15 protein-coding genes and 1 pseudogene are annotated in these 19,654 nt (G+C 66.9%); 9 read left to right on the top strand and 7 right to left on the bottom strand.

The genetic code is table 11. From position 1 onward, the window contains the following. The first annotated feature begins 142 nt into the window (after positions 1 to 142). The 3 genes from ACN469_RS16945 to ACN469_RS16935 all read left to right on the top strand — a co-directional run bounded on the left by ACN469_RS16945 (position 143) and on the right by ACN469_RS16935 (position 5,863). Entirely contained in the window at positions 143 to 1,111 is a 969-nt protein-coding gene (locus tag ACN469_RS16945; RefSeq protein ID WP_498769132.1) for a hypothetical protein, read from the top strand. Positions 1,112 to 1,140: 29 nt separating this feature from the next. Then, positions 1,141 to 3,936, top strand: a complete 2,796-nt coding sequence (locus ACN469_RS16940; RefSeq protein WP_498769130.1) for a TonB-dependent receptor — start codon at positions 1,141 to 1,143, stop codon at positions 3,934 to 3,936. Between the two features lie 94 nt (positions 3,937 to 4,030). Beyond that, positions 4,031 to 5,863: a bifunctional metallophosphatase/5'-nucleotidase gene (locus ACN469_RS16935; RefSeq protein ID WP_498769128.1), complete on the top strand. Its 1,833-nt coding sequence runs from the start codon at positions 4,031 to 4,033 to the stop codon at positions 5,861 to 5,863. Positions 5,864 to 6,271: 408 nt separating this feature from the next. Here ACN469_RS16935 and ACN469_RS16930 read toward each other — a convergent pair whose 3' ends face one another. The 3 genes and pseudogenes from ACN469_RS16930 to ACN469_RS16920 all read right to left on the bottom strand — a co-directional run. Beyond that, positions 6,272 to 6,997: an immunity 52 family protein gene (locus tag ACN469_RS16930; RefSeq protein ID WP_498769127.1), complete on the bottom strand. Its 726-nt coding sequence runs from the start codon at positions 6,995 to 6,997 to the stop codon at positions 6,272 to 6,274. A 13-nt stretch (positions 6,998 to 7,010) separates the two neighbouring features. After that, positions 7,011 to 8,273: a Tox-REase-5 domain-containing protein gene (locus ACN469_RS16925; protein WP_498769125.1), complete on the bottom strand. Its 1,263-nt coding sequence runs from the start codon at positions 8,271 to 8,273 to the stop codon at positions 7,011 to 7,013. 381 nt (positions 8,274 to 8,654) lie between these two features. Then, positions 8,655 to 9,064 (bottom strand): annotated as a pseudogene (locus tag ACN469_RS16920) (hypothetical protein); the annotation flags it as partial. A gap of 14 nt (positions 9,065 to 9,078) precedes the next feature. On the opposite strand from ACN469_RS16920, the gene ACN469_RS16915 reads away from it, so the two are divergent. From ACN469_RS16915 to ACN469_RS16900, 4 genes are all read left to right on the top strand, one after another. Beyond that, positions 9,079 to 10,824: a DUF8189 domain-containing protein gene (locus tag ACN469_RS16915; RefSeq protein ID WP_498769124.1), complete on the top strand. Its 1,746-nt coding sequence runs from the start codon at positions 9,079 to 9,081 to the stop codon at positions 10,822 to 10,824. A gap of 760 nt (positions 10,825 to 11,584) precedes the next feature. Beyond that, the gene (locus ACN469_RS16910) at positions 11,585 to 12,949 is read left to right on the top strand and encodes a serine/threonine protein kinase (RefSeq protein WP_498769122.1); all 1,365 of its coding nucleotides are present in this window, start codon (positions 11,585 to 11,587) and stop codon (positions 12,947 to 12,949) included. A 165-nt stretch (positions 12,950 to 13,114) separates the two neighbouring features. Then, positions 13,115 to 13,903 (top strand): M57 family metalloprotease, encoded by a 789-nt coding sequence (locus ACN469_RS16905; RefSeq protein WP_498769120.1) that lies wholly within the window; start codon positions 13,115 to 13,117, stop codon positions 13,901 to 13,903. 288 nt (positions 13,904 to 14,191) lie between these two features. After that, positions 14,192 to 15,553, top strand: a complete 1,362-nt coding sequence (locus tag ACN469_RS16900; RefSeq protein WP_498769118.1) for a M57 family metalloprotease — start codon at positions 14,192 to 14,194, stop codon at positions 15,551 to 15,553. Here the strand turns inward: ACN469_RS16900 and ACN469_RS16895 are convergent. Genes ACN469_RS16895 through ACN469_RS16885 form a run of 3 tightly spaced genes read right to left on the bottom strand, consistent with a single transcriptional unit; the run spans position 15,535 to position 16,671 of the window. Beyond that, positions 15,535 to 15,672, bottom strand: coding sequence for a hypothetical protein (locus ACN469_RS16895; RefSeq protein ID WP_498769116.1), 138 nt, complete (start codon positions 15,670 to 15,672; stop codon positions 15,535 to 15,537). The genes ACN469_RS16900 and ACN469_RS16895 overlap by 19 nt on opposite strands. Next, complete coding sequence (locus ACN469_RS16890) at positions 15,669 to 16,256, bottom strand: YdeI/OmpD-associated family protein (protein WP_498769114.1); 588 nt, start codon at positions 16,254 to 16,256, stop codon at positions 15,669 to 15,671. The genes ACN469_RS16895 and ACN469_RS16890 overlap by 4 nt, the downstream gene beginning before the upstream one ends. Further along, positions 16,243 to 16,671 carry a VOC family protein gene (locus ACN469_RS16885; RefSeq protein WP_498769113.1) on the bottom strand — a complete coding sequence of 143 codons (429 nt, stop codon included), beginning with the start codon at positions 16,669 to 16,671 and terminating at the stop codon, positions 16,243 to 16,245. Before ACN469_RS16885 ends, ACN469_RS16890 begins: the two co-directional genes overlap by 14 nt. Positions 16,672 to 16,746: 75 nt before the next feature. On the opposite strand from ACN469_RS16885, the gene ACN469_RS16880 reads away from it, so the two are divergent. Further along, entirely contained in the window at positions 16,747 to 17,466 is a 720-nt protein-coding gene (locus ACN469_RS16880; protein ID WP_498769111.1) for a helix-turn-helix transcriptional regulator, read from the top strand. Positions 17,467 to 17,484: 18 nt separating this feature from the next. Here ACN469_RS16880 and ACN469_RS16875 read toward each other — a convergent pair whose 3' ends face one another. Beyond that, positions 17,485 to 18,408: a LysR family transcriptional regulator gene (locus tag ACN469_RS16875; protein ID WP_498769110.1), complete on the bottom strand. Its 924-nt coding sequence runs from the start codon at positions 18,406 to 18,408 to the stop codon at positions 17,485 to 17,487. 144 nt (positions 18,409 to 18,552) lie between these two features. On the opposite strand from ACN469_RS16875, the gene ACN469_RS16870 reads away from it, so the two are divergent. Continuing rightward, positions 18,553 to 19,566 carry an MBL fold metallo-hydrolase gene (locus ACN469_RS16870; RefSeq protein WP_498769109.1) on the top strand — a complete coding sequence of 338 codons (1,014 nt, stop codon included), beginning with the start codon at positions 18,553 to 18,555 and terminating at the stop codon, positions 19,564 to 19,566. Positions 19,567 to 19,654: the final 88 nt, after the last annotated feature.

Here is a 19,654-nt window from a genome sequence, read left to right as displayed (position 1 = left end):
CTCGGGATGTAATCGTCCTACCCCAGCATAACGGCGGACCTGTCACATGGACGCCACTCAACTGATACCTGAGGACCTGAGACTCGTGCTAGAGGCCCGCCACCTCGTCCCATCCCCAGAGGTTTTTTCCGTGCAGACAAAAATGAAGTGCGCACTCGGGCTCGCGGCTGCCCTGAGTGTTGTGGCGTGTGGTGAGTCGAACGAGGAGGTCGGTGACAAGTACCAGGGAGTCATCGACGCCACGAACCTCGACTCGAAGTTCAGGCCTACCAGCGGCATCTACCGCCCCGCGGCGGCCAAGGTGAAGGGCACCAGCGTGCCCTTCTACAACCTGGGACAGGTCGCCACCGAGCGCAAGGACGACCGAGGCGTGCTCACCAACTCGGGCGTCCCCGTGGACGAGGCCGGGCGCCCCTTCCTGCCGTCCAGCAGGGTGGTGGCCACGTCGTACGACTTCGTGGACGGCTGCAAGACGGGCAAGGCGGACTTCGACTTCCGCCTCGACAGCTTCCCGGAGACGGTGCAGTGGCCCGTCTTCGCCACGCTGCCGCTGACCGTCACCGGCAACACCACGCCCCCCGTGCTGCCCCTGTCGAAGGTGACGCGCTGGACGGGCACGGGCGCCCAGCAGTGCAACGCCATCAAGGACCTGGCCTCGCTCACCAAGGGCTCCTTTGGCGGCGCCGCCGAGGAGGCCACGAGCATCTCCCTGCGCGCCATCATCGACGTGTCCGCGCAGCTCAACCCGCTGCGCACCGGCTCCGAGTTCACCGCCCAGGGCGGCTGGTACCGCGGCCTGCAGCTGGCCTACCTGGACGGCGGCCCCGTTCGGGTGGATGAGACCGGCAACGTGGTGACCATGGACGGCGTCCTGGTGAGCCCGCCCACGGGCGCGCCCGCCACGGAGACGCCCGTGTACCTGTTCTCCGCCCTCCCCGGCGAGGAAGGCTGGTCTCCGGTGGTGCGCCTGCGCACCTTCACCGCGACGACGGCCAAGCCCGCCTCCAGCTACACCGGTCTGTGCGTCGACGCCTGCGCGGAGACCGAGCTCAACCTCACCACCGTCACCCGGTACGCCGGCGTGCTCTTCGTCGTGGGGAGCACCCTGTGAGCACCCCCCTTTCTCCCCAGAGCCCTTCCATGAAGACGCCTTTCTTCCGGGGCGGCGCGCTGCTGCTGCTCGCGCTCGTCGCGGCCCTCCCCGTCTCCGCCCTCGCCGCGGGCCAGAACTACGGCCGCATGGCCGGCTACGTCTATGACCCGACGGGCGCGCCGCTCGCCGAGGTGCCCCTCACCGTGAGCGGCCCGGCGCTGCTGCAGCCCCAGTCGCGCACCAGCGGCGAGGACGGCCGCTTCGAGTTCGCCACCCTGCCTCCGGGCGAGGGCTACGTCCTCGAGGTCAACGTCCCGGGCTTCGCCCCCATCAAGAAGGGGGGCATCATCGTCCTGCTCGGCCAGGCCACGCAGGTGGACGTGAAGCTGGAGGTGTTCACCGAGCAGACGGCGGTGGCCACCTACGAAATCATCGAGAAGGTCAACCCCATCATCAACCCGGACTCCGCGCAGATGGGCGCGGTGATGAACGCGGAGAAGGCGGCCACGTCTCCCGTCTTCACGCAGGTGCAGGCCATGCCCCAGCTCGTCGCGGGCGTGGGCAACGGCAACGCGCCCAGCCTGCGCGCCGGCCTGTCGCGCTACGGCAAGTTCTTCATCGACGGCATGGACACGTCCGACGTGGTGGACGGCAGCATCAGCTCGCCGATGAGCTTCTACGCGGTGGAGAACTTCGAGGTCATGACCGGCGGCCTGGACGCCCAGTACAACTCGCTGGGCCTCGTCCAGAACGTCGTCAGCAAGAGCGGCTCCAACAAGTTCACCTACGACGTGACGATGATTCTCTCGCCGGCGTGGGCCAACGCGAAGTACCGGGGTGCGGCCAACCAGAACCCCAACGTGGCCAACTACACGCAGAACGAGGTGCCGCTGTCGGAGACGGCCTTCTACAGCCCGCTGGTGGGCGTGGGCGGCCCCATCATCAAGGACAAGCTGTGGTTCTACGTCTCCGGCCAGTGGAACTTCTCCAAGCGCGACACGCCGCTGGGTGAGGAGAGCCGCACGACGGACACGCAGACGCGCCTGGCCCGCCTGAAGCTCACCTGGCAGCCCACGCCGAAGGACCGCCTGTCCCTGGCGTTCAACTACGACAACAACACCATCACCAACCAGGTCGCCACGACGTTCGTCGCCCCGGAGGCGGAGACGCAGATCGACCGCGGCGGCTTCTTCGCCATCGTCAACTACGACCGCAGCATCTCCGACAACGTCCTCTTCCAGCTCCAGACGGGCACCACCTACAAGGACATCTGGCAGGGTCCCATGGACGAGGACTCGCAGGACATCGCCCACATCTACAACAGCATCACGTACCGGAACGCCGGTGCGCTGCGCAACGAGGTGGGCAACCTCGTGACGGAGAAGCGCATGCGTTACCAGTTCGACCCGACGCTGCTCTTCAAGGTCAAGAACCACCAGATGAAGGCGGGTCTGCAGTTCAGCTACCTGAGCGGCGACAAGACGTCGCAGGTGATTGGCAACCAGCGCTTCAATGACCGCAACGGGGAGTGCAACCCCGAGGACCCGGCGACGTTCGCGTTCTGCAACGAGCGGCTCGACTTCTACAACACCGACGGCGTGCAGGCCCCGCTGACCACCGAGGCCGGCACCCTCATCTCCAGCGCCTTCCTCCAGGACCGCTGGAACGTCAACCGCCACCTCACCCTGGTCGCGGGCATCCGCGCGGACGTGGGCCGCCTGTACGGCGACAACAACCAGTTCATCACCAACCTGGTGGGCGTGGGCCCGCGTCTGTCCGCCACCTACGACATGTTCGGCACCCGCACCACGCTCATCAAGGCGCACTACGGCCGCTCCAACGAAGTGGGCGACGTCTTCATCGCGCAGCACGCCAACCCGGAGCTGCTCACGGTGCGGTCCGCCTTCGCCGGTGGCGCCTTCGCGGACTGTGCCCCGGACACCGTCGGCAACCCCCAGTGCGTCGTGTCGGGTGGGGCCTCCGGCCGCTACTTCGACAAGACGAGCCACACGCCGCCGCACGTGGACGAGCTCGCGCTCGGCCTGCACCACGCCATCACCGAGGGCTCGGTCATCGGCCTCGACCTCACCTACCGCAAGTACGCCAACATGTGGGTGGACGAGGAGATGAACCGCATCTGGGACCCGTCCGGCACGCGCGTGGTGGACTACGTGGACGGGGTGAACCACACCATCGTGAAGATCCACAACCCGGACGACGCCTGGCGCGACTACAAGGGCATGGACCTGTGGGCGCAGGGCAAGACGGGCCCGTGGGACCTGCTCGCCAGCTACACGCTCGCCTACAGCAACGGCACGGTGGGTGACTACTTCGACGGCTACGGCGTGAATCCGCGCTTCAAGCGCTTCTTCGAGGGTCCGTCGCCGGAGGACATCCGCCACACCCTCAAGGGCGCCATCGGGTACACCACCCAGTTCGGGCTCGATTTCGGCGTGCGGTTCAACTACCGCACCGGCGCGCCCATGTGGATGTTCACGGAAGGCACCGTGGACCGGCAGCGTGTGTCCCGCTCGGACCGCGGCACCGGCCACTCCTCCAACACCAACACCGGCCAGCCGGACTTCAACGACCCGTCGGCCGTCTCCGAGCTGCGCCAGCCGAGCCAGTTCCTGTTCGATGTCCAGGCCCGCTACGACCTGAACCGCCTCGTGAAGACGAAGGAGACCAAGATGGAGCTCACGCTCATCATGTTCAACGTGCTGAACAACAGCGACGTCACCTTCGTGCAGGAGCAGTACCGCCCCACGAACAACCGCTTCGGCACTGCGACCAGCCGTCGCAGCCCGATGCAGGCCGAGCTGCTGCTGCGCGTGCGCAACTAGCCACACCCGCGCACTCGGGGCCCTCGCTTCCGGAAGTCTCTCTTCGGAAGCGAGGGCCCTTGAATCCAGCGGTGCCGCCGTTCTAGACGGGCATGTGACTTCCGCCACCCGTCCCTTCCGTCTCGGGCTGCTGTCCGCCCTCCTCGCCGCCTGCGCCTCCCCTCCTCCGCCCGTACCGGAGGCCGCCGCCGTGGCGCCCTCGCCCGCCAGCGAGGTGAAAGCCGCGCCGGAGCCCCTGCGCATCTCCGTGGTGGGGACCAACGATTTGCACGGCTGGGTGATGCCCTCCAAGGCCACGCTGCCGGATGGAACCAGCGTGGAGCAGGGCGGCCTGGCGACGCTCGCCGGCTACCTGTCCGTGCTGCGTGAGGAGAATCCGGACGGCGTGCTGCTGCTGGATGGTGGCGACCTCTTCCAGGGCACGCTCGCCTCCAACCTCACCGAGGGAGAGGTGGTCATCGGCGCGATGAACGCGCTCAAGTATGACGCCTCGGCGCTCGGCAACCACGAGTTCGACTACGGGCCCGTGGGGCCGCGCTCGGTGGCGCTCGATGGGGATGACCCGTTCGGCGCGCTCAAGGCGCGAATCACCCAGGCGCGCTTCCCGGTGCTCGGGTTCAACGTCACCGACAGCCAGACGGGCGTGGGCCCGACCTGGCTGGGCAACGAGGGCACGCTGCTGGTGGAGCGGCGCGGGGTGCGCATCGGCATCCTCGGGCTGGCCACGCCCCACACGCCGCAGGTGACCAATCCCGTGAATGTGGCGAGCCTGCGCTTCGCGCCCCTGGAGCAGTCGGCGCTCGCGGCGGCGAAGTCCTTGCGCGCGCGCGGAGCCGAAGTGGTCGTCGCGGTCGCGCACGCGGGCGCGGTGTGCAAGCGCGGAGACAATCCTCGCGATGCTTCTTCGTGCGACCGGGGGGACAGCGAGATTGTCGAGTTGCTGGAGACACTGCCCGAGGGGACGTTGGACGCGGTGGTGGCCGGGCACACGCACCAGCCCGTGGGCCACTTCATCCGGGGCACGCCGGTGATTGAGACGTCGGGCCGGGGCCGCGCCTTCGGGCTCGTGGAAATCTTCGTGGACCCGGTGACGCGCAAGGTGCTCCCGGAGCGGACCTTGCTGCAGGGCTCCATCCCGGTGTGCGCGCGCGTGGATGCGACGCTGGGGACTTGTGACGAGCGGAAGTTGAAGGCGGCGAAGGGCATCCAGCTGGTTCCCGCGACGTTCCGTGGACGCGCGGTGGTGACCGACGCGGTGCTGGAGGCGCAGCTCACCCAGGCGTTCGCCAGCGTGGAGAAGGAGCAGAAGCGCTCGCTGGGAGTGAGCGTTCCCGCCGCGCTCACGCGCGACTACGACAAGGAGAGCCCGCTCGGAAACGTGCTGGCGGACGCGCTGCGCGAGGCCTCGAAGACGGACGTGGCCCTGCTCAACAGTGGCGGCCTGCGCGCGGACCTGCCGGCGGGGGAGCTCACCTATGGCGCGGTCTACGAGGTGCTGCCCTTCGACAACACGCTCGCGGTCCTCACCTTGACGACGGCGGAGCTGAAGCGGCTCCTGGAATCGGCCTATGGACGCAAGGGCACCTTCCAGGTGTCGGGGCTGAAGGTGCGGGTGGAGCAGTGCAACGGGACGACCCGGCTCGCCTCCGTCACCCTGCCGAATGGGAAGCCGCTGCCCGCCAGCAAGCGCTTCCGCGTGGCCATGCCGGACTTCCTGGCGCGCGGAGGTGGAGGGCTGGAGGACGTGCTCAAGACGTTGGCGCCCGGGAGCATCGACCTGGGTGAGCGTCTGCCGCTGACCCTGCGCGACGCGCTCGTCGAGCACTGGAAGGCCCGGGGCAAGCCGCTGGCGGCGCCAGCGCCCGGCCGCCTCCAGCACGTCAACGCGACGTCCGGCTGCCCCGCGGAGACCACCGGGAAGCCCTGAGGATGCGAGGAAGGGCCCGTCCGAATCAGGGCGGGCTTCGTCCTATATGCCCCCTACCGTGCGCGTTCAGGGGGCCCCAAGTGGGCCCTCGACAGTCTGAACGGAGCCGATGGCATGCGGACACAGGGACAGCAGGACGGAGCGAGAGACTTCGACTTCCTCATGGGCAACTGGCGGGTCCACAACCGTCGGCTCAAGGAGCGGTTGAAGGGGTGCACGGAGTGGCTCGCGTTCGAGTCCTCCGCCGAAGAGCATCCGTTGCCGGGCGGGCTCGGTAATCAAGAGACCTGTTCCAGCGCATTCCGCAGGTTCATGCGACATACGGGCAACATGGCGGGGCTGAAAGTCCAGGGCAGCAGGAAGAGTAGAGAGGGGTCGAGCGACAGGTAACTCGGCCCCTCTTGGTTCCTACGGTTGGGCCTGGAGCGGCTTCAACAGTCCAGCTCGGTCCAGCAGCTCTCGCACCCGCTCAGCTAGCGCCACATGTTCCGGGTTGCTGGCCGTGAAGCGCTCGGGGGTGAGGACAATCAGCGTGCCCTTGTCCTCCACGGACTCAATGCGCACCGGAGCAGGGAGAGGGGGCACCGTGCCGCGATGCTGCGCGAGGTACGTTACCCACCCAATGCGCGGAGCCCATTTCTGTTTGCGGCGCCCGGTCATCTCGCGGTGCGCGTGTGACATGGCAACGGCCCAGTCCGGCTCCCATGAGAGCGCGCAAGCTCGCAGGAGGCTAACGAGTGCGGAAGCCGTCACTACCCGGCCAGCGCTTAGACCTCGACTCGGCAAGGTGAACACGCAGGTGTTGAGCACCACGTCGGAGTACCCACCGCAATGGATGTCAAAGCCCGTCGCCTCGTACTCGTCGCTCGCACCATTCCAAGCTGCAATGCCAAACCCGAGATCTTCGTTCCCCGGGTCTCTACCGCGGGCAACGAACTTCTCCAGCTCCGCTAACTCAGGTTCAAGGAGGCGCTTCAGTGCATCCTTGCGTGACTTCCCCGTCTGGAACCAACGCACGAACGAAGCATCAACAGCGGGCAGGGCTGTGATGAACATCCCCAAGCGCCGGGCACAATCATCTGCCGACTCTTTCCTTGGCCCCCAGTAGGCCCCTGCATAGTATGCCTCATCCACATTGACCCTCGTCTCACGGCAATGGAGGAGTGAACACGACTTCAATCCCTTCAATCTCGTTTATGTCGAACAGTGTTCGGATGGCGTCGGCTGTTTTCTCCTCTGCGATGTGCCACCGAATGGGGTTGCGTGAGGCTCTATTGGCTTTGAGCTGCCTCTTCGCCTGCTCGACGAGGGCTTTGGCTCCCGACATCTCGAACCAGACCTTCGGCTTGAGGTTATCGAGGAACTTGTTCGCATAGCCCGGTCCCTTCGCCTCCAGCAGCACGCGCTTCTCGTACCCATCGAACTTCACGCCTCCGCTGTCTCTGCCGACTCCTCCGACCCAGTATGCCTCGTCTGCCGAGTGCCTGGAGATCTGTTCCTGGTAGCGGCGGGCGCGGGGCGACATGGACTCCTTGGCTGGTGCCCACTGTCCGGGCCCCTTGGAAGGTCCCCCTTGCTTCGCGGCCGTGCTCGCCCTCTGGAGGATGATGGCTGCGCCAGGCCCACCGCTCAGCACCGCCGCCGCTTGCCCCACCGGCACTGCGACGCGCCCCATGACGAGCGCGCCGTGGGCCGAGAGCGACAGCACCGGCACCTCGGCCGTAGCGAACGTCGCACCTCCCAGCGTGCGGGTTGCGGCAGACGCCGTGCCCCAGGTGGCGATGAGGTTCGTCACCAGCTTGGATACGGCCTGCACCTGCTCGCCGCGTGGCATGTACTGGAAGCGCTCCAGGTACTCGGGCGACGAGGCCAGCAGCGCCGCCACGGCGGCAGGCATCTGTCGCAGCGCCGCGAGGTTGTCGGCTGGCGACGTCGAGAAGAGCTGCCCCACCGCCAGCGCCAGCCCGACAAAGGCTTCTTCGGCTCCGTCCAGTGTGCGGCTCAGGTAGTCGGCATCGTCGTGGACGTCCGCGAAGGCGCCTCCTCCGGTTTCCTCCAACCGCGCGTTCAGTTGTCGGAAGACACCGCCCTTGCCCGAGTAGAAGACGCCCAGCTCGAACTGGCCCGCTCGAAAGGCGCCGTCCTTCCATTCCACGACGCCCGCACGCTGCTGGGTCTGCCCGCTGCGCACCCACGCGAGGCAACCGTCAGGACGGAGGACCGCCAGCTGAGTGAAGCGCCCGACTCGCCGCACCAGCTCGGCGCGCGACACTTCGCCCGCGTCGAGCACCTCGCGCAGCATGAAGCCCACCGCGACGCGTGCCGGGAACTGCCCCAGCGTCACGTCCTTGACGGTCAGCGCCTTCAGCAGTCGCGTGGCGTGTGTCGGCGTGAGCGAACTGCCTGACACGGGACGCTCGTCTTGGTCCCCAAGTCCCGCGTCACGAAGCAGCGCATCGAACGCATCGCTCCTCTGTCCTCGGGGGTGCCCCCCTTCCCCGAGTAGTGCGGAACGCTGCTGGAAGGTGCCCCTGCGCGTCGAGGGTTCAACGCCAGCGCATCCCGTCACGAAGAGAACGGCGCACAGTATCCAGCGGACAGCACGCATTCAGCACCCCCATGCCTCTCTCCAAGGAAGGCAAGTGGGGTTGAATGCTGGCATTCCTGTCTGACAAATGGATGGCAACCGACTGCGCGGCGGAATCTTACAAAGTCACTCCGACATGCCTCGGAGCCCCGTCAAGGGGTCCCCGTTCAGGGCTCGAACCCGCCCGCGCTGCGGGGCCGGTGAGCGCGCATTGTCCATCCCCAACCCCATCGAAGCGAAGGCGCCCGGTCGCAATGACCCTTCCGCTGCCGGGAACAACAGGGTGCCGCCCGTCCCCATCGCGAAGAGCCTCCCGCCCAGGAATCGCCAGCGGACTTCCGCCGCCCCCAGCCCCTTCAACGCCACTTCCAGGCTGCGCTCGAAGAGCTGCACTGCCACGCGCCAATCCACATCGAAGCGTCCCCAGGAGAAAGCTTCCGCCCCAGCGACAGCTTCAGGTGCTTGTAGATGCCGCCGTAGCCATCGACATCCCAGTCCACCTTCGCCTCACCAAAGACGGAGTATCCCTCCGAGAAGGTGGCGTCCGCGAGTGGAACGCCATCAGGGCCGGCCGCTTGGAAGCGCGCCAGTTCGTAGTCTGGCCCGAAGGATCCAGGCAGGTCAGCCCATGCGGGCAAGCCTGTTCGCCCATTTTTCCATTCTGCATCCCCTCTACTCTACAGCCCCCAGCGCTCCCGTACGCAACGACAACACAGGAAACATCCACTTCAACCAGAACAGTGCCGGCACGCACTATTCACTAACAGTGCACCAGCCAAACATGCAAAAGAGCCGTTCCACTTCCTTGCCAAGACGAAAAGACCACTCCTGGCCTGTCTGGCAAAGAAGAATGGAGATGGATGCCATGCTGATTGGAATCGCATCCCGCCGGGGGGCGGTGTTGCTCGCTACATTGGGGTTGGGAACTTTGCTCAGCTGTGGCAGCGACACGGAAGCACCTGAGTCCGCAGAGCCCGCCACGTCGCCCGCAGGGGACATGCGCAATAGCGAGGCGGACCTCTACGTGGCCTCTGCGCAGTTGTGGCGGCCGATGAGCGTGTCCGTATGCTGGGAGAACCCAGGAGCAGGGGACGCCACGCAGCGGCAGTGGGTGCGCGACGCGGTGGGACGTACGTGGGAAGCCCGCTCCGGAATTCGACTCAACGGCTGGGGCACTTGCGCGGCAGGGGCCATGGGCATCCGTGTCAACATCAGCGACGTCGGCCCGCATGCGAAGGGACTGGGGACCGCAATCAACGGCGTCGCTGCGGGTGTGGTGCTGAACTTCACGTTCAACAACTGGAGCCCGGCCTGCCAGAACACGCGCAAATACTGCATCGAAATGAGTGCCATACATGAGTTCGGCCACGCCCTGGGCTACTCCCACGAGCAGAACCGTCCGGACACGCCGGGCAATTGTCAGGAACCTCCGCAGGGCCCCAATGGTGACCAGACCATCGGCGCGTGGGACCTGAGTTCGGTGATGAACTATTGCAATCCTCAGTGGGTGGGGAATGGGACCCTCAGCGTCACGGACCAGCAGGGAGTACAACAGACGTATGGAGTCCCCTGGGAGTCGCTGGGAGGTAATCTCACCTCCGGGCCCACGGTGGCCGCGCGTGGCGCGACCCGGTTGGACGTATTCGCCCGCGGCACGAACGACGAGCTGTATCACTCCTTTTGGGACGGGACCTATTGGTACACGTGGGGCTCGCTCGGCGGATGGGTCACGGCGGATCCGGCGGCGGTCAGCCGAGACGGCACGAACCTCGACGTGTTTGTACGGGGCTTTGACGCCGCTATTTATCAGAAGTCTGGGAATGGAACCGCGTGGAGTGGCTGGTTGTCGATGGGCGGCGACTTTGCCTCGGGGCCTGCTGTGGCATCCTGGGGTCCGAACCGGATGGACGTGTTCGCCCGTGGCACGGACAACCAGTTGTACCAAGCATACTGGACTGGGACTACGTGGAACTCATGGTTTTCGCTCGGCGGCAATATCGTGTCGGCCCCGGCGGCGGTGAGTTGGGGTGCCAACCGCATCGACGTGTTCGCCCGAGGTGCTGACAATTCCATCGTGCAGAAGTATTGGAATGGAACCGACTGGGTGGGCTGGTTGTCGCTAGGCGGCAACTTCATTTCGGCTCCCGCAGTGGCTTCGAGGGGCGCGAATCTGCTGGACGTGTTTGCCCGGGATTCAGCCAATACCTTGTGGATGAACAGTTGGAATGGCGCGAGTTGGAGCGGTTGGAAGTGGCTCGGCGGGGAGTTGGCTTCCGCGCCAGACGCAGTGAGCAAGGCCGCTGGCCATCTGGATGTCTTCTACATCGCCCCTGATGGAACGATGCGACACTCCTGGTATAGGAACGGGTGGTAGAACGGTTGAGTTGTGGCTGAGGGCTCTTGGTTCGAATCAGAGTCACGTCGCCGAAGTCCCGTGGCTCGACACGCACTACCCGTCCCGGAGCGACGCCTTCAATCGTCTCCCCGGGGCGCAGCACATCCGTGCGCGTCCAGCCGCGTTCGAACGTCCGCCAGCGCTGGTCCGGCGTCACGACGAGCACATGCCCATCCGTCATGGTGAGCGTGCAGCGCGCCGCCTGATGCCTGCTGACGTGTGTGACGTCGAAGATGCCGCCGTCTTTCTCGTGCTCGTGCATGGTGAGCCCCCGCATGACTGGCTTGAGCAACTCGGCGGGCAGTTCCGTACCATCGCTGAGCAACACAGGCTCCCAGGGCCACAGCACTTGCGCCTGAGCCGAGGACGCGGGGCCCGCCGTGAGAGGGATGGGAGTCGAGGGAGACCGAAAACGTGTGGACGGCCCGTGGTGCCAGTGAGGTCCGCTCCCGCGCGCGTCTCCCAGAAAGACGGAAGGCCCACCAGTAGCGGCTGGAGGACCCTCCTGGAAGGCGCACCCTGGTGTGCGAGAGGGGCGGGCCGGTGAGTGAACAGAAGGTTCTTTCCACGGGCGCGCTGGTACACCCGATGGCGTCGAGTCAGCAGTGCGGCCTCTCGACCGAAGTGCCTGTCTTTCGAGCTAGGCTCTTCGCGCGCGGGATGAACCGCGCGCCTCCTCGCGAGACCCGAAATGGAATGGGGCCACCTGAATCCGGCGTACCTGCCCGCAGGAGCACGCGTGGGGCCCTGGCTCGTACTGGAGCAACAAGGGCGCGGCGCTCACGGCACCGTCTATAGCGCGGTGTCCATGGACCCCGGCGAGCCGCGCCCCGCCGCCCTCAAACTCGCCGCCGCTCCAGAGGACCCTCGCTTCCAGCGCGAGGTCGAGCTCCTCGCCCTCCTCCACCATCCAGGCATCCCCAGGCTGATGGGGCATGGGACCTGGATGTCACCCGAGGGGCGTCCCCACCCCTATCTCGCCATGGAGTTGGTGGACGGCCCACCGCTCTATTCCTGGGCCCGGCTCGTGTCGTCGACTCCTCGCCGCGTGCTCCGAGTCCTCGCGGCGCTCGCTCGCGCACTCGAGGCCGTCCATGCGCTGGGCGGAGTACACCGGGACGTGAAGGGAACCAATGTCCTGGTGCGCTCCTCCGATGAGCGCGTGTTCCTCACCGACTTCGGATCCAGCACGCACCAGGGCGCCTCCCGCCTGACGTGGAGTGCACCCCCACCGGGTACCTCCACCTACCGCTCACCCGAGGCCTGGCGCTTCGCGACGAATGTCCCCTCTTCCCGCGACGACCACTACGCGGCAGGCCCGGCGGATGACGTCTTTGCCCTGGGGGTGACTGCCTATCGGCTCGTCACCGAGCAGTACCCAGCCACCTGTGACCCTCGCGACGCGGCCTCCCGCTGCTGGTACGACAAGCCCGACAAGGTGACAGGCCCTCGTCCTCCTCACGTCCTCAACCCCCGGTGTCCCGCCGAGCTCAGTCTCCTCATCACCCGGATGCTCTCCATCCAGCCCACCGCGCGTGGCAGCGCCCGGGAACTGGCCGATGCCCTGGAAGAGGCAGCCAGAGCGCTGGGGCCCGAAGCCGATGCACAGCTCCACCTCTGGAAACTGCCTCCCGTCCGACGCCGTGTCGCGCCCCTGTCCTGGCGGCCCTGGCTCGCGACCTTGGGCCTGGGCTGTACACTTGGCACTGGAGCCGTCTGGCACTGGCGTACCGTGTCTGACCTCAAATTCTCGGAAGAAGCGACGAAAGCAAGTCAACGCAGGGAGGATGCCGACACGGTGGCGGTCGGCGACTCCGCGCTGACCTCTCCTGTCTCCACCTCGGATTTGCCCTCCGTCTGGATGACGCTCGCCACGGACATGCCCACCACACCTTTCCCCGGGCAGCTTCGTCCGGACTCCAGCGGTCGATGCCCCCGCCGCTCCCAGGTCGCCCTTCGTGGTGGCTGCTGGCTCAAGCTCGATGTCCCACTGAAGGACTGCGACGACGACAGCTACGTCTATAAGGGCGCATGCTACTCACCGGTTTTTCCGCCGCCGCGACCCGCTACCTCGAACCCAGCGCTTCGCGATGGAGGCCCGTAGGCCTGCGTTCCGTGCTCCGAGACTGACCGCGTCAACCCGGACCATGAGTCGATTTTCCTGATCTATTAGGCGGGGTCCTGGGGAATGCTCCGAGGGGCGTCACGCTGTCTGGGCTGGAGTTTCCAGCGGACAGCGCCTCCCCCGAAGTCAGAGATACGAGTCCCCATGTTCAAGCAGGTAGCAATCCTCGCCGTGAGCTGTAGCGCATTGCTGGTCGGCTGTGGCTCCGACGCGCAGACCGAGCAAGAAGAGACCCTCTCCAACCTCATCGAGGCTGGCTTTCCGGCCAAAGACATCCAGGTCGTGGACGGCGCCGTGCTCGTGGGCGGAGATGGCCTGGTATCGCTCGCGGCGTCCCGCGAGATGCTCCAGGTCCCCGCGGGGAGCATGGAGCAGCACCGCTCGGTCAACATCGCCGGTCCGGGCGTGACGAAGATTTGCGTCAACCCCACCACCTGGTTCGACGGCTACCTCCTGATGAGCCAGGGGCTCGACCTGGCCATCGCCAACTACAATGCGCTGGGGCTCCGAATCACCTTCGCGCGCGGGCCGACGACCGGCTGCACCGCGAACATCGTCGCGAAGACCAACATGCTCGGCAACGGGAATAGCATCTCGGCGTTCCCCGCCAATGGTCTTCCGGGCTGGCTCATCGATATCAACATCGGTGTGAACGCCTACCCTCTCAATGTCAGCGAGCAGATCATCACCCACGAACTGGGCCACACCCTCGGCCTGCGCCACTCGGACTACTACAACACCAGCGTCAGCTGCGGCTACCCATACCCCGCCCCCGAGCCGGACCCGGAGAACGTGGGCGCCATCCACATCCCGGGGACGCCGCAACTCGCCACCCCGGGCGGCTCGGTCATGAACGCCTGCCCCACCCTCCAAGATTCTGGCAACTTCACCAACAGCGACATCTTCGCACTGACGTACCTCTACGGCTGGTAGGCGAGCACCTCACCAGCCCCCCGTAACCACTCCACGGGGTGAGCAGGACACGGGACGGTCGGAGACACCGCGCTGACCGCTCCCGTGCCCTCCTCGGGCCTGTCCTCTGTCCAGGCCAGGGCCACGAGGCCTTCGCCTCGCAAGCCCTTCAGTTGAGCCCCGAACAGTTAAACAGATTTTTACGGCATTACATGTCTTGACCAGGGAAATGCTCGGCGGGCCGTCGCGCGGTCTGGGCTGGCTTGCCAGACGGACGGCCCATCCCCGTTGTGAGCGAAACGAGCCCCCATGTTCAAGAAGGCAGCAGTCTTCGCGGTGACCTGCGGTGCCTTGCTGGTCGGCTGCGGTACCGACCCGCAGGCTGAGAACGAGGAGATCATCTCCAACCTGTTGGAGGCCGGCTTTCCGGCCGACGACATCCTCATCGCCGACGATGCCGTGTACGTGGGCCGCGACGCGCACGTCACGCTCGAGGCGTCCCGGGAGATGCTTCAGGTCCCCCTGGAGAGCGCCGAGCAGTACCGCACGACCAACCTCGTCGGTTCGAGCGTGACGAAGATCTGCGTCAACTCCACCGCCGCCTTCGACAGCTACACGTTTCTGAGCCAGGGGCTCGACCTGGCCATCGCCAACTACAATGAGCGCGGCCTGCGCATCACCTTCGCGCGCGGCCCGGCCACCGGCTGTACCGCGAACATCATCGCGCAGACCACGACGGGCACCGGCGGCTCCGCGGGCTTCCCCTCGGGCGGCCTGCCCTATGGAATCATCAACATCGGCACCGGACTCAACAGCTACAGCGCGGACGTGAACGAGCACGTCATCACCCACGAGCTCGGCCATGCCATCGGCTTCCGCCACACGGACTACTACAATCGCAGCATCAGCTGCGGCGCCGGTGGCGACGAGGGAGATGCGGGCGTGGGCGCCATCCACATCCCCGGGACGCCGACCACGGCCGTCGTGGGCGGGTCCATCATGAACTCCTGCTTCCGGTCGACCGAGACCGGCGAGTGGACCGACTCCGACAACACCGCGCTGGATTACCTCTACAGCGGCGGTGGGGTCGCGAGCTGCGCGAGCTACAACTTCACGTCCTACCGCGGGCAGAACGGGACGCAGATTCGATGCAGCTGCCCGGCCCTGAGCGGCGGCACCGTGTGGGGCTCTGACGTCTATACCGACGACTCCAATGCCTGCGCCGCCGCGGTGCATGCGGGTGCCATCCCCTCCACGGGAGGTACGGTGGTCGTCGTCATCCAGCCGGGACAAGGCAGCTACACGGGGACCACCCGCAACGGCGTCACCACGCTCTCCTACGGCGCCTGGGCGGGCAGCTTCTCATTCCAGCTCCCCCCTGCGCAGGCCTGCTCGAGCATCGACTTCATGTCCTATCGCGGGCAGAACGGGACGCAGGTTCGCTGCGGCTGCCCGGCGGTGAGCGGGGGCGTCGTGTGGGGGACGGACCTCTACACCGATGACTCGAATGCCTGCGCGGCCGCGGTGCATGCGGGTGTGATTCCCGCCACCGGAGGCGCGGTGGTCGTCACCATCCAGCCGGGACAGAGCAGCTACACGGGCACCACCCGCAATGGCATCACCACGCTCTCCTACGGAGCCTGGGGCGGGAGCTACTCCGTCAGCCGGTAGTCGCCGCGCCTGCAACGGTGAGTCGTGACGCGGGACGGTGGTGGAGACACCACCGGGTCCTCGTCGCGGACATGGCCCTCCGGGGGCAGCAGCTCCCGGGGGGCGTGCAGACGCCTCAAGGCTCCTGGGACTCGAGCGAGTCGACGATGCGCCGCACCTGCTTCGTGCGGCCCGTCTCCGTGCGCGTCGTCACGACCTCCAGGATGAGCGCGTATCGCCGCGTCTTGCCGAGCGCCTCGAAGGCACGCGCGGCTCGGGGGCTCGCGGACAACGCGACCGTCAGGTCACTGGGAACCGTGGCGTTTCGCTGCGACTCGTAGGCAGCGGCCCAGCGCCCATCGGCCTGGGCGGCTTCCACTTCGGCGAGCCCCGCCGGGCGCATCCTGCCCTCGGCCAGCAACGCCTCCACCTTCCGCACGTTCACCTGGGACCACCGGCTGCGTGGCCGGCGCGGCACGTACTTCTGGAGATAGAAGCGCTCGTCGAGTGACTTCCGCAGGCCCGATATCCAGCCGAAGCAGAGCCCCACGTCGACCGCCTCGTCATCCGTCAGAGAGGTGATGCCCGTCCCTTTCTTGGCGAGCTTCAACCAGACCCCGGCGGGAGCACCGCCGTGCTCCTCCAGCCACGCCTCGAACTCCGCCACGCCGCGAAACGCCTTCACCGGGGCCTCAGCGACAGCACCTCGTTCAGCGCGCGCCATGGCGGGCTCCGAGGACGTCCAGGTAGTGACGATTGAACATGACGCCCAGCACGTTTCCGAAGGGGTCGATGACCGACGCCGTGACGAAGCCAGGGCCCCGCTCGGTGACACCCTCGAGGAGCTCAGCGCCCTTTGCAAGCAACTGCGAGAGCGCACCGGCGACGTCGTCGACGTGCCAGTAGGCGACCGCCCCGCCTCGACTCGTGGCGAGCCCCGGGGGAGCGAACCGACGGTCGATGATGCCCAGCTCGTGCTGGTAGTCACCGATGCGGAACTCGACGTAACCCGGCCCGCGCCCGGCGGCCTCGCTGCTGAAGTAGGGCTCCACGCCGAGCAGCTCCGAGTACCAGCGGGTCGCCGCTCGCAGGTCGTCCGCCCAGAGGTTGAGGGTGCTCATTCCGCGCATGAAGGTCATGGTCTCTCCTGTCCGGGCCGCGTTCGTTCGCGACCAGGAGACCATCACCCCAAAAGGTGACAGAATGAGTCACCTTTGAAACGCGAACCCGTCAGCGACCGCCTGGACCGCGTCCTGGGCCTCCTCGCCTCCCGCCCATCGTGGACGGCGTCGGAGCTGGCCGAGGAGCTGGGCGTCTGCGTGCGAACCATCCGGCGAGACTTGTCCCGGCTCGCGGCTCGTGGCGTCCCCATCGAGTCGGACGCGGGGCGAGGCGGCGGCGTGCGCGTGCCACCCCGGACGGGGCTGGGGCGCGTGCAGCTCGACACCCGGGAAGTCCTCGACCTGATGCTCGCGTTGGCGCTGGCGGAGCAGCTGGGCTCCCCCTTGCTGCTCTCCACGCTCAAGGGCTTGCGGCAGAAGCTCTCCGCTTCGTTTCCACCGGAGGAGCGCTCCCGGGTGAGCGGGCTGCGCCGGAGGATTCTGGTCGGCCCCAGCTCGCGGAACGTCACCGCGACGTGGAAGGCCCCCAGCGCCTCGGTACTGCGCCCCATCCAGGAGGCGTTCTTCGAGCAACGGGCCCTGGAGCTGACCTACCGCGCGAATGACGTGAGCACCATGCGCGTCGTGGAGCCGCACTACCTCCTGCTCAGCTGGCCCGCGTGGTTCCTGCTCGTCTGGGACCACCTGCGAGGAGCGGTGCGCATGCTCCGCGTCGACCGCATCGAGTCAGCGCGCCTCACCGGGTCGACGTTCCGCGTGCGCAGCTCGGAGTCGATGCTCGCCACGCTCGGCGATGTCTTCGCCTCACTCTGAGCGGCACGTGCGTGACGGCTACCCTTCGCGGCGCCACAGGCTCGGCCGGCTCGCGAACAGCTCCATCGTCCAGTCGACGAAGACCCGCAGTCCGGCGGCCTGCTGGCGGGCAGGCGGGTAGACCAGGAACAGGGGCCGGGATTCGGGCTGCCATCCCTCCAGCACCTGCACCAGCTCACCGGAGGCGACGTACGGCTCCACCACGAAGCGGGGCGCGAACATGACGCCCAGGCCGGCCAGTCCCGCGGCCAGGTACGCGTTCGTCTCATTGAGCGTCAGCAGGCTGCGGCCCTGGACCTCCAATCGCTCACCGTCGCGCAGGAAGACGAAGGGGAGTTCCTTGCCACTCAGCGACGAGAAGTAGCTGACCACCGCATGCGCCTGGCCCGCCAGCTCCTGCGGGTGACGTGGCGAACCGTGACGCTCGACATACTTGGGTGACGCGCACAGCCAATAACAGAGGTCTCCCAGGTGCCGCGCCACCAGGGACTCGTCCTTCACGCCCCCACCGCGAATCGCGCAGTCGACGTTGTCCGCGAGCAGGTCCACGACGCGGTCACTCACCCCCAGCTCGATGTGCATCTGCGGGTAGCGCGCGTAGAACGACGGCAGCGCGGGGACGAGCAGCAGCCGGGAGAGCGTTCCACTCGACTCCACCCGCAGGCGCCCCCGGGGGCCGCGCCTTGACTGGGACAGCGTGGATTCGAGCTCCCTCACCTCCCCCAGCAGGCGCAGGGCCTGCTGGTAGTAGGTCATGCCCTCCGGCGTGACTGTCACCCGGCGCGTGGTGCGGTGCAGCAGCTTCACACGCAGCTGCGCCTCCAGTTGCTGGATGAGCCGCGTCACCGCCGTCTTCGGGCGGCCCAGCGCGTCCGCCGCCTTGGTGAAGGTGCCACTCTCCACCACGCGGACGAAGGCCTCCATGGCCAGGAACCTGTCCATCTTCCACCTCCACTCGCGGCATATCGCGTTCATCCCGCGCGCCCCAGGGCTCCCCGACGCGCTCCCGATTGTTTCTGGGGTGAAACAGTGTGTGAGACGAGCGCCCGTTTATCCGAGTCGAGACCGGGCGCTATCTCCTCTCCCATGACAAGACCCCTGCCTCGCAGTGCCTTCCTCGCTGTCTCACGCGCCCTCACGTTGCTGGTGATGGCCATCGCTTCACTGATTCCAGTCTCTGCCCACGCGTCCGCGCCCCAGGTGCGAACGCAGGCGCCTGGCTTCTACCGGATGATGCTCGGCGACTTCGAAATCACCGCGCTGTCCGACGGAACCGTTCCACAGACGGTGCGCGACGTGGCGACGCACACGACGCCAGAGCGGGTGAAGGAGCTGCTCTCGAGAGACCACCTCGAGGACCCCGTCGAGCTGTCCATCAACGCGTTCCTCGTCAACACCGGCACGGCGCTGGTGCTCGTGGACACAGGCGTGGGCAGCTTCTTCGGCCCCGGCGTGGGTGGCCAGCTTCAACAGAGCCTTCAAGCCGCGGGGTACCAGCCTGAACAGATTGACGTGGTGCTGCTCACGCACATCCACTCCGACCACTCCGGCGGGTTGATGTCCGGCACGCGCCGGGCGTTCCCCAACGCCGTCCTCCAGGTCCATGCGCGCGAAGCGGACTTCTGGCTCGGGCGTGAGAAGTCGCGGGGCACGGTGGACCCGAAGTACTTCGAGGAGGCGCGGGCGATGGTCGAGCCCTACCGCGTCGCGGGAAAGCTGAAGACGTTCGGAGGCGGGGACTCCATCGTCCCGGGCATCCGCGTCATGGCGACCGTGGGACATACGCCGGGGCACAGCAGCTACATCATCGAGAGCCGGAGGCAGCGGCTGGTCTTGTTTGGCGACCTGATGCACTTCGGCTCGGTGCAGCTTCGCGAGCCCTCGGTGACGGTCGCCTACGACGTCGACGACCGCGCCGCGGCGGCCCAGCGAGCACGTGCGTTCGCGGAGGCCGCGGCGCGCGGAGACCTGCTTGGACTCTCACACATGCCCTTCCCCGGACTGGGTCGCCTGGGCGCGGAGGGGAGGAGCTACCGGTGGATCCCCGCCAACTACAGCTCGGGGCAGCGGTGGCCGGAGGCGAAGGTCAGCGCGGAGTGAGGTGAGGGCGGGTCACGGCGGGCCCCGCGGATGGGCAACAGTTGATGGAGCGCTGGATGACCAGCGCTCCCCCTGACTTCGAGCACCA

Source organism: Corallococcus terminator (assembly GCF_049194865.1).
GTDB lineage: Bacteria > Myxococcota > Myxococcia > Myxococcales > Myxococcaceae > Myxococcus > Myxococcus terminator_A.
The sequence above is the reverse complement of the archived record's forward strand: the minus strand, read 5'-3'. Positions and strand labels throughout refer to the sequence as shown.